At 61.1% G+C, this 10,506-nt stretch carries 10 protein-coding genes and 1 pseudogene; 6 read left to right on the forward strand and 5 right to left on the reverse strand.

Annotated features, from left to right (window positions below; translation table 11 throughout):
• Nucleotide 1 precedes the first annotated feature (1 nt).
• Together CQ13_RS22540 and CQ13_RS22545 are read right to left on the reverse strand one after the other, a co-directional pair.
• Nucleotides 2-700 carry a GntR family transcriptional regulator gene (locus tag CQ13_RS22540; RefSeq protein WP_057845027.1) on the reverse strand — a complete coding sequence of 233 codons (699 nt, stop codon included), beginning with the start codon at nt 698-700 and terminating at the stop codon, nt 2-4.
• 11 nt (nt 701-711) lie between these two features.
• Nucleotides 712-1,635, reverse strand: coding sequence for an ABC transporter substrate-binding protein (locus CQ13_RS22545; protein WP_245309262.1), 924 nt, complete (start codon nt 1,633-1,635; stop codon nt 712-714).
• An 87-nt stretch (nt 1,636-1,722) separates the two neighbouring features.
• Between CQ13_RS22545 and CQ13_RS22550 the strand changes: the two genes are divergently transcribed.
• The 4 genes from CQ13_RS22550 to CQ13_RS22570 all read left to right on the forward strand — a co-directional run bounded on the left by CQ13_RS22550 (nt 1,723) and on the right by CQ13_RS22570 (nt 7,249).
• Nucleotides 1,723-2,706, forward strand: coding sequence for a fumarylacetoacetate hydrolase family protein (locus tag CQ13_RS22550; protein WP_057845028.1), 984 nt, complete (start codon nt 1,723-1,725; stop codon nt 2,704-2,706).
• Nucleotides 2,707-2,753: 47 nt separating this feature from the next.
• Nucleotides 2,754-3,530: a cyclase family protein gene (locus tag CQ13_RS22555; RefSeq protein ID WP_057845029.1), complete on the forward strand. Its 777-nt coding sequence runs from the start codon at nt 2,754-2,756 to the stop codon at nt 3,528-3,530.
• Nucleotides 3,531-3,570: 40 nt separating this feature from the next.
• Nucleotides 3,571-4,671, forward strand: a complete 1,101-nt coding sequence (locus CQ13_RS22560) for an amidohydrolase family protein (RefSeq protein WP_063800121.1) — start codon at nt 3,571-3,573, stop codon at nt 4,669-4,671.
• 760 nt (nt 4,672-5,431) lie between these two features.
• The gene (locus tag CQ13_RS22570) at nt 5,432-7,249 is read left to right on the forward strand and encodes a carbamoyltransferase family protein (protein WP_057845031.1); all 1,818 of its coding nucleotides are present in this window, start codon (nt 5,432-5,434) and stop codon (nt 7,247-7,249) included.
• A gap of 30 nt (nt 7,250-7,279) precedes the next feature.
• Here CQ13_RS22570 and CQ13_RS22575 read toward each other — a convergent pair whose 3' ends face one another.
• Nucleotides 7,280-8,425: an OpgC domain-containing protein gene (locus CQ13_RS22575; protein WP_057845032.1), complete on the reverse strand. Its 1,146-nt coding sequence runs from the start codon at nt 8,423-8,425 to the stop codon at nt 7,280-7,282.
• A gap of 229 nt (nt 8,426-8,654) precedes the next feature.
• Here CQ13_RS22575 and CQ13_RS22580 point away from each other — a divergent pair, with 229 nt between their 5' ends.
• A complete protein-coding gene (locus CQ13_RS22580) occupies nt 8,655-8,960 on the forward strand; it encodes an ETC complex I subunit (RefSeq protein WP_057845033.1) in 306 nt (101 codons plus the stop codon).
• A gap of 54 nt (nt 8,961-9,014) precedes the next feature.
• Here the strand turns inward: CQ13_RS22580 and CQ13_RS22585 are convergent, their stop codons facing one another.
• Both CQ13_RS22585 and CQ13_RS22590 read right to left on the reverse strand, forming a co-directional pair.
• Complete coding sequence (locus tag CQ13_RS22585; RefSeq protein ID WP_057845045.1) at nt 9,015-9,512, reverse strand: Lrp/AsnC family transcriptional regulator; 498 nt, start codon at nt 9,510-9,512, stop codon at nt 9,015-9,017.
• Between the two features lie 7 nt (nt 9,513-9,519).
• Complete coding sequence (locus CQ13_RS22590) at nt 9,520-10,188, reverse strand: TetR/AcrR family transcriptional regulator (RefSeq protein ID WP_057845034.1); 669 nt, start codon at nt 10,186-10,188, stop codon at nt 9,520-9,522.
• Between the two features lie 185 nt (nt 10,189-10,373).
• On the opposite strand from CQ13_RS22590, the pseudogene CQ13_RS45795 reads away from it, so the two are divergent.
• Nucleotides 10,374-10,506 (forward strand): annotated as a pseudogene (locus CQ13_RS45795) (isovaleryl-CoA dehydrogenase); the annotation flags it as partial.

Here is a 10,506-nt window from a genome sequence, read left to right on the forward strand (position 1 = left end):
TTCAACTCTCGCTGCCGGGAGGATAGACGAAATTGAGGGTGGAGCGCAGATGCGCTTCCAGCATTGCCTGCGAGCCGGGAATATCGCGCTCGATCGCCCGATCGGCCAGCAATTGATGCGCGCGCACGAATTTCTTGCCGCTGTCGACGGAACGCATCATCACGCGGCGGTAGCGGTAGGCCTGGTCGTAGAGATCGGAATGGGCTGCCAGCAAACGCTTCGAGCCGCACGCCGCCAGCAAGGCGGTGTGAAAGCCCTTGTGCAGCCGGTCGAAATCCTCTGCGCCCTCGCGGAATTCATCGCCGGTCCGCTCGATGTGGCGGCGCATCTGGTGCAATGCGCTGACGATACCGGCTTCCCAGGCATCGTCGCCATGGATGATCGCCAAACGGATGGCCTCGACCTCGACCGCCGTGCGCATCGTGGTGATGTCGAGCAGATCCTCGCGGCTAACGTCGGCGACGCGGAAGCCGCGCTGTCCGATGCCGACGATCAGTCCCCGCGACATCAGCCGTGACAGGCCCTCGCGCAAGGGGGTGGCGCCGATCTCGTAGCGCTGCACGAGGTCGACGATGCCGAGCCGCGATCCCGGCGCCAGATGGCCGGCAAGGATGTCCTGCTCGACCAGCATGGCCGCGCGCTCGCTCAAGGTAGCGGCCTCGGCTAGCGGTCGGTTCAGTTGGCGTTCGGAAGCAGGCATCGCGCAATCTGCTATTTCATGACCAGCTTCGATGTGTCGAGCTTGGATTGCAGCATCTTCTGCGACGACATCACCTCGATCCACCAAGAGAGCTGCTCGGGCTTCAGCGCCGGTTCGGAGCGGTTCGGCGGCGTCGCCTTGACCAGTTCGATCGGCTGCTTGGTGAACTTGGCAATCGAGTTCGATGCCTTTTCGCGGTCGTTGTTGACGATGACGGCGGACTCGGCGATCGCGTCACGGAATTTCTTGATCGCCGCGGCGTTCTTGTCAGCCCATTCGCGTGACGCAGCGTAGAAGATGATGGGATCGGTGCGCGCCAGTTCGACCGCGTAGCGTGCGCCGACCGATCCGAGGCCGGCATTGGTCATGCGGGTCACGAACGGTTCGGCGGTCAGCACGGCATCGACGCCGCCGGATTTGATGATATCGGCCATGGTCGGGAAGGTGACCTCGACGAAATTGACGCTCTTGGGGTCGACGCCTTTCTCCACGAGCCACTTCACGAACAATACGTGCAGGAAGGCATTCAGCCCGGGCGCGCCGACCTTCTTGCCGGCGAAATCCTTCGGCTCCTTGATGGTGATGCCGTTGCGGACGAACGCGGTGATGTTGCCGTTCGACACCGGGCTCATGATGGTAGCACCCGCAATAGCGACCAGATCGAGCCCGCCGTCGACGGCCTGCAAAAACACCGTTGAGGTCGGCCCGCCAATCTGAATCGAATTCGACAGGATCGCCGCCGGGATGTTCGAGTTGATGCCGATCGGCGTCATCTCGACCTCAAGGCCGTGCTTTCTGAAAATGCCTTCGTCGATCGCGATCATTGCCGAGGCGCAATCCGAAGTCGCCGTGCAGCCGACCTGGATCTTGGCTTGCGCAAAGGCGGTGCCGGTCAGCGCCACGCTGACCGCAAGGGCGGCTAGGACCTTTTTCACGACAATCTCCCCATGACACATTTTTCTGTCTTGTTTATCGATATTTTTTTTGATCATATATTTCATCTGAAAACAAGAGGGCGTCAGGTGAAACTCGCAACAATCAAGTCGGGCGGTCAGGAAAAGGTCGCCATCGTGCATAGCGGCGATAGGCTGCTCTTTGATCTCGCGGCAGCGGCCAGCCGCAACGGAGATGCCAGTCCTGCCTTCGCTTCGATGCTGGCGCTCATCGATACCGGTGACGCCGCGCTCGAACAGGCTGCGAAGGTGTTCGACAAACACGGCGAGGACGAGAGCCTTTCAGTATCGGTGGATGCCACTGAGATTCTCGCGCCGGTCCCGGTGCCGCGACAGATGCGGGACGGCATGTCATTTCCGCTGCATATCCTGCAGGCCCCCCGCGGGCAGCTCAAGCTGGCCGCACGCGCCAAGGGCGACATGGCCGAGCTGGCGCGGATCGAGGCCGAGCCGCTCGGCGAACTGCCGGAGGTCTATCGCAAGCAGCCGATCTACTACATCACAAACCGCTTCAGCGTGCGCGGCACCAACACCACGGTGAAGTGGCCGCGCTACAGCCAGGTGATGGACTATGAGCTCGAATTCGGCGTCATCACCAGGAACAAGGGTGCCAACATCTCCGCCGCCAAGGCCAAAGACCACATCTTTGGCTACACGATCTTCAATGACTTTTCCGCACGCGATGCCCAGCGCATTGAGATGGAAGGACGGCTAGGCCCGGCGAAAGGCAAGAGCTTTGATGGCGGCAACGTGATGGGCCCGTGGATCGTGACGCCAGACGATATCGGCGATCCCTACAAATTGAAGATGGAAGCGCGCGTCAACGGTGAGACGCGCTCGCAAGGGGTGACCGAGGGCATGCTATTCTCATTCGAGGAGATCATCGCCCATGTCAGCAAGGACGAGACCCTGATGCCCGGCGAATTCATCGGATCCGGCACCGTCGGCAATGGATGCGGGCTCGAACTCGGCTGGTATCTCGAACATGGCGACACCATCGAACTCGAAGTCGAAAAGATCGGCATCTTGAAGAACCGGGTCGAGCGGCAATAGCCGTTTGCGACCACGCTACACAAAAGAACATCCAGCGAGGAACCGCCATGGCGCGTAGATTGATCGACATTTCCGTCCCCCTGCAAAACGACGTGCCGGCCGATCCGCCCGGCAACCACCCGACCATCCAGTACATTGATCACCAGCAAGGCCTGCCGCGGATGCTGCAGTTCTTCGAAGGGTTGAAGGCGGAAGATCTGCCTGATGGCCAGGGCTGGGCGGTGGAGCAGGTATCGCTCTCCACCCACAACGGCACGCATCTGGATGCGCCCTGGCATTTCCATCCCACCATGAACCGCGGCGAGCGTTCATGGACCATCGACGAGGTGCCGCTGGAATGGTGCTTTCAGCCGGGTGTGAAACTCGACTTCCGGCATTTGCCGGATGGCTACGTCGCCACCGCCAAGGATGTCGAAGCGGAATTGAAGCGCATCGGCCATACGCTGTCGCCGCTTGAGATCGTCGTGGTCAATACCAGCGCCGGCGCAAAATACGGGCGGCAGGACTACGTCACCTCCGGCTGCGGCATGGGCTACGAGGCGACGATGTATCTATTGGAGCGCGGCGTGCGCCTGACCGGCATCGACGGCTGGAGCTGGGATGCGCCGTTCGTCTACACCGCGAAGAAATATGCCGAGACGAAGGACGCCAGCCTGATCTGGGAAGGCCACAAGGCCGGGCGCCACATCGGCTATTGCCACCTCGAGAAGCTGCACAATCTCGAACAATTGCCGTCGACTGGCTTCATGGTGTCGTGCTTCCCGGTGAAGATCGAGCGCGCATCCGCCGGCTGGACCCGCGCGGTCGCCATTCTCGACGGCTGAAGGCTGCCCGCAACAACAAGCAAGATCGGGGAGAGAACGAATGACGGATTTGCGCACGGCCCCGCTGCGGGGATGCTTCTGCTGTGGTCAATCGTATCAGCCATTCGCCGCACCAAGCCGGCGTGGCTTCATGCTCGGTGCCGGCGCGCTGGCCCTGACGACGGCGGTCGGTGGCGGCCAGCAGGCACGGGCACAAACTGCCGACGCAAAGCCGTTCCGGATCGACGTTCACCATCATCTCTCGCCGCCAACCTACGTGACCGCGTCGAACGACAGCGGCTTCGGCGATCCCTTGATGAAGAACTGGACGATCGAGAAATCGCTCGCCGATATGGACAAGGCCGGCATCGCCACTGCGATGCTGTCCGTCACCACGCCCGCGGTCAATTTCACCAAAGGCGATACGGCACGAAGGCTTTGCCGCGAGTCGAACGAATATGCCGCAAAGCTGGTCGCGGATTATCCGGGGCGGTTCGGCAATTTCGCGATGCTGCCGCTCACCGACGCCGAAGGCAGCCTGCGCGAGCTCGCCTATGCGCTCGACACGCTCAAGGCCGACGGCATCGCCTTGATGACGAGCTACGGCGACAAGTGGCTCGGAGATCCGCTGTTCTTGCCGGTCATGGAGGAACTCAATCGCCGCAAGGCGCTGGTCTACACCCATCCCACCGCGGCCAATTGCTGCGTGAACCTGGCGCCGACGCAGCCGCCCGTCATGATCGAGTTCGGCACCGACACGACGCGCACGATCGCCGACATCGTCTTCTCCGGCAATGCGCGGCGGTTTCCCGACATCCGATGGATATTCTCGCACGCCGGCGGAACGATGCCGTTCCTGATCGAGCGCTTCGTGCGGCACCCTCTGCTGGCGCCGAAGGCCAAGGAGACGGTGCCCGACGGCACGCTCACTGAGCTCAAGCGCTTCTTCTACGACACCGCGCAAACATCCAACCGTGGTGCGATGTCGGCGCTGGCGGCGATCATTCCGCCGTCGCAGATCGTGTTCGGAACGGATTTTCCGTATCGGACCGGCATCGACCATGTGAAGGGGCTGCGCGAGGCGGGTGTGTTCACGGAGGAGCAGATGGCGGCGATCGAGCGGGGGAATGCGCTCAAGCTGCTGCCGCGGCTTGCAAGCTAGTTTGGGAGCCGAGGCTCTCGTCGCGTCGCGGAACGATTCGTTAAAAAAAGAAGAGGCGCACCGGCTTTCCGGTGCGCCTCTATCTTATCTCCGGTCCCGTCTAAGGCGACGGCGATCGAGCCTAAATCACCACCTGCAGACGCGGACGCCGTAGGGATTCCAATAGCAGCGCGGACCCGGGCGAACAACGAGGGGCGCGCCATAGAAGCCATAACCCCGGCCATAGCCCCGACCCCGGCCATAACCACGCGCGTAGCCGCGACCGTAACCGCGACCATAACCTCTGCCTCTACCTCTGCCTCGTTGCGCTTCTGCTGACGTGGTCGTCGCACCCACCAGAATCGCAGACGTGCTGGCCACGTAGACGAATAACAAAGCCAGCGCTGCAAGACAGCGGGTCAGGATATTGTAGCGTTTAGCCATTCGAGAATCTCCCGGTCACTTCCGAAACACCTGGACTTCCGCACTATCTCACTTAGACGCGCGAGAATGCTTTCCGTTCAGATGCGCTAACACAATATTTTCATAAGGTTCTTTCGAGCTGTTGGGACTTTATTGAGAAGGGCAGGTAAGGTCAAGTTACGGTGGTTTTGCTGCAGATTCCTGCGGCGCGCATTCATCTTCCTGAATGTTGGATGAACACTTAGGATGGTGCGCTGCAGAACCTCGATTGAAAAAATCCGCAAGGCCACGCCAAGGACTTGATGTCGACACGATCTCCATTTTTCAGCGCAAGACGACCCTCTCCTGACGAGTACCCATGCCAAAAAAACACACTTATGTCCTTGGTCTGAACACCTATGACCATGATGTCAGCGCCTGCCTGCTGCGCGACGGCGCCATTGCGTTTGCGATCGCCAAGGAGCGGATCACGCGGGCCAAGCACGCCTCGGGCTTCTACAAGGAAGTGATCGATTATTGCCTCGAAGCCGAAGGCATTACGCTCGACGACGTCGATCTGGTGGTGCGCAATTGCTACATCCTGCCGGTTTCGGAAATGGAAGAGCGGCTGGTCTATTTCGACGCGCCGGGCTTCCTGCCGGAGTTCGAGCGCGACGAGGCGGCCAAGCATCCGCTGTATCTGAAACATTCGGACAAGGTGGTCACGATCTCTCATCATCTCGCGCACGCCTACAGCGCGTTCGCGGTGTCGCCGTTCGGGGATGGCGTCGTGATGATCGTCGATGGCGTCGGCAGCTACCGGTCCGACGTCATGGAATCGTTTCCCGCCAGCGACACGGCGACAGCGCTGGCACGAGAATCCGAAAGTTATTACAGGTTCAACGGGACGACGCTCGAGTGCCTGAAGAAGGTCTGGATGGAGCCGGACCGCGGCTTCCTCAGCGACGAATTCTACACCATGCCCGGGCTCGGCGCGCTCTACAGCCGCGCCTCGACCTACATCTTCGGCGACTGGAACAAGTGCGGCGAGCTGATGGGACTGGCGCCTTATGGCCGCCGCGACCAGGTCAAGCATCTGCTCGAACTGACCGACGATGGCAAGCTGCGGGTGCCGCACTGGAACGCCACCGACTTCAAGCAACCTTATGTCCTCGACGTCGCCGGCAACTGGGAAAAACACCCCGCGATGCGGCACTGGGAAGACCTGGCCTGGCGCACGCAGGACGACACCGAGAACGTGCTGCTGGCGCGCGCCCGCTGGTTGCGCGAAACCACCGGCGCGAAGAACCTCTGCATGGCCGGCGGCGTTGCACTGAATTGCGTGGCGAACGGGCGCGTCGCCCGCGAAGCCGGCTTCGAGAACGTCTGGGTCCAGCCGGCGGCCGGCGATGACGGCATTGCAATCGGCTGCGCCTACTACGGCTGGCTCGAAATCCTGAAGCAACGCCGCGCCTTCGTAATGGATCACGCCTATGTCGGCAGGCGCTACAGCGACCAGGATGCCGCGAAGGAGTTAAAGAAGTTTCTGGTGCGAATCCAGGTCGATGCCGTCAGAAGTGAGAATGTCTGCCGCGACAGCGCCAAACTGCTCGCCGACCAGAAGGTGATCGGCTGGTTTCAGAACCGTTCGGAATTCGGGCCGCGCGCGCTCGGCAACCGCAGCCTGCTGGCCGATCCACGCAAGCCCGAGATGAAGGACATCCTCAACAGCCGCGTGAAGCACCGGCAGGCGTTCCGGCCGTTCGCGCCGATCGTGCTGGCCGAGCGCATGAAGGAAATCTTTGAAGGCGAGGAGGACTCGCCCTTCATGCTGATCGCCAAGCCGGTTCGCCCTGAATGGCGCGACAAGATCCCGGCGATCGTGCATGTCGATGGCACTGCACGCGTCCAGACCGTGCGCGAAGAAACCAATCCGATGCTCTACCGCCTGCTGAAGGAATTCGAGGCCTTGACCGACGTTCCCGTGCTGATCAACACCTCATTCAACATCAAGGGCGAGCCCATCGTGGAAACGCCGCAGGATGCCGTGAACTGCTTTCTGACCACCGGCGTCGATCATCTCGTCATGCACGACACGATCGTATCGAAGAACGCGATGCACAAGGTGGTCGCACCGCTGGTCAATATCTACACCGACGTGCGAACGCTGGTGGCATCGACCGCGCAACCGGCCTGAACCAACTGCCGCGGTTCAGTGGAAAGCCGCTCAGGCGGCTTTCGGCGCTGCCGGCTTCAGCGGCTTGTCCTGCCGCTTCGACCAGGAAATGTAATAGGCCACGATGGTCATGATGGCGATGCCGGTCACGCTGACGAAGATCTGCGCGAACAGCGAGCCGGAGCTCATCGACAGCTCGAAGTGCCCGACGAACGACAGGAACACGCCGACGCAGAACACGGCGAGCGACTGCTGGCCGCAGACCACCAGCGGATCGAATATCTTCCACTCCAGCCCCGGCCATTCCTTCGGCACGAAGCGGATCACCAAAATCACGATCGCCACGAAGTGCAGGAAGCGGTAGGGCGCGAGGTTGGTCTTGTCGTTCGGGTTGAACATCGAATAGAGCCACTGCGGGAACAGCTCGCCGAACGTCGGAAACCTGCCGGCCATGGTCATGACCAGCGCCAAGAGCAGATAGGCGATGCACACATACAGCGTGACCGGCGCGTTGATGATGTGCATGTTCTTGCGGGCGCCGCCGAGCGCGCACCATGCGCCGAACACGAACAGCAACTGCCAGGCGAACGGGTTGAAGTACCAGGTGCCGACCGGGTAGGCGGACAGGTTCCATCCGGTCTGCCGTGACACCAGCCACAGCACGATCGCGGCCGCCAGAGTCCAATTGGGCTGCCGCAGCATGATCCACAGCACCGGTGGGAACAGCCCCATCAGCACGATGTAGAGCGGCAGCACGTCGAGATTGACCGGCTTGAACTTGAGGAACAATCCCTGCCGCAGCGTTTCGGTCGCATTGTCGACCAGGACAGCGACGTTGAAATCGTTGACCAGCTCCGAGTCGCCAAAGCGCAAGGCGAGGTAGCTGATTGAGGCGATATAGATCACGAACAGGATGATGTGGGCGACATAGAGCTGCCAGACCCGCTTGGTCAGCCGCGTGGCGCCGACAATGAAGCCGCGTTCGAGCATCATCCGCGCATAGACAAACGAGGCGGTATAGCCGGAAATGAAGACGAACAGGTCGGCGGCGTCGCTGAACCCGTAATTGCGGACGGTGATCCAGTTTACGACGTTATCCGGGATATGATCCAGATAGATCCACCAGTTCGCGACCCCGCGAAACAGGTCGAGCCGGAGGTCGCGTCCTTTGTCGGGCAGGGTGGCGTTGATTTTCATGGGTGCCGCTTCGTGATGCTTTCGGGAAGATCGCGCCGCAAGACCGGGTCCCGGGCGCCGGATGGCCCTGGATTGTCACAGTACGGCATAATGACTATACCGGTACGGAAATGGTACATCCGGGCTTCCGGAATCACCGATCAAATTCCTGAAAGGTGTCTCTATACTATCCCGGCCGTTTCCACCAAACGCTTCCATGTCGCATATCGCTTGAGGACCCGACCATCCGATGACCGCCCGCATTTTCAAGCCTGCCAAGAACGCGATGCAATCGGGAAGGGCCACGGCCCAGGAATGGCAGCTCGACTACGAGCCCGAGCAGCCGCAGGCGATCGAGCCGCTGATGGGCTGGACCTCGTCCTCCGACATGAAGCAGCAGCTCACCTTGCGCTTCGACACCAAGGAAGATGCGATCGCCTATTGCGAGCGCAAGGGCATCGCCTACCAGGTGATCGAGCCCAAGGATTCGGTGCGCCGGCCGGCCGCTTACGCTGACAATTTCGCCTTCAAGCGCGGCGAGCCGTGGACCCACTGAGAGAGCCTGGCCGGCACGCTTTTCGGTCGCGACGCGGCCGCGTTGCGGGCGAGGCTATGGTGCCGGGTCGGATGTCGCCGGATTTGGGGATATGGGCAGCGGCGCATTCTTGGCGACGCCTAGCACCGGGAAGGTTCTGATATTGCGGACCTCGGGCATCGCTGAAAATTGCAGAAGCTGCTGGTGCATGCCTTCGACGTTTCGCGCCACGCATTTGAGCAGATAATCGGCGTCGCCCGAAATGCGCCAGCTCTGCTGGACCAGCGGTATTGCCGTGATCGATTTTTCGAACGCCTGCAACGTCGTCTGAGCCTGGCTCTGCAACTGAATCAATACGTAGGAAATAACCTCGTAACCAAGCAGCTTTTCGTCGAGCGTGGCTCGGATGGCGCTGACATAGCCGCGCTCGCGCAAGGACCGAACGCGCCGCCGGCACGGGGGCTCCGAGAGGCCGACCCTGTCCGCCAGTTCGTTGTTGCGGATGCGTCCGTCCTTCTGCAACTCAGACAGGATTTTCAAGTCGAATTCGTCGAGGGGTTGACGTTCTGTCATCGGCACCTCATCCGCCCTCCGGCCTGCCGCGAGCCGTAACATCAGGGGAGGGCGCGCGCTTGGTTTGCGCCCGCGCAGGCGTCGCGCCAGGAGCGACGCCCGATAGTACCAGCTTCTCATGGGCGGCGACGATCGCCTCCTTGGTGAGCCGCCCGCCGGGCCGGTACCAGGCAGTGAGGCCGGTCAGGAGTGACAGGATCGCAAACGTCGCCACCTGGATGTCAACGACCTCGAACTCGCCTTGCGTGACACCCTCGGTGAGAATTTCCGCAAGCCGCCGCTCATAGGCGCCGCGCAGCGCCACGATTTCCTCGTAGTTCTTCGGCTCCAGGCTTCGCAGCTCGGAATTGGCGATGAAGACTTCGCGCTTCTTGGTCATGTGGTAGCTGACGTGAAACGCGACGAAGGCACGAAGCTTGTCGGCCGGCCCCTGTTTCCCCTGCAGGGCGCGATCGAGCTGGCGCAGCAGCTCGTTGATGTGGTCCCGTATCAGGACGAACAGCAATTCCTGCTTGGTCGAGATGTGGTTGTAGAGCGAGCCCGACTGGACACCGACTTCGGCCGCAAGCTGGCGCAGGCTCATCGCCGCGTAGCCGTGCTCGAAGATCAGGCGCAGCCCGGCTTTGCGGATCGCCTCCATCGTCTTGGGGCCGTGTGAGCCGATCGTCCGCGCCATGGGGCCTCTGAGATTGGAGGGTGTTCGCCGCTTCTGGAAACGAGCAAGCGGCCGTATAATCTTGGCACGAAAGTATAGTAATTTCAATCGGCTGCGGCGTTCATTTGAGCCTCGACATGTCCCGCTTGCGGGAATATTAAAAAAACGTATGATCGTTTAATTCGAAGAAATGCAAGGGTGGAACAATGGCCTCAAACAGGGCGCTGCTTCTCAACTTCGACCTCGGCGAGACGGCTGACGCGATCCGCGAGACGGTGCATGCGTTTTCGCAGAACGAGATCGCCCCGCGCGCCGCCGAAATCGACCGCAGCAATCAGT

This window comes from Bradyrhizobium retamae (assembly GCF_001440415.1).
GTDB lineage: Bacteria > Pseudomonadota > Alphaproteobacteria > Rhizobiales > Xanthobacteraceae > Bradyrhizobium > Bradyrhizobium retamae.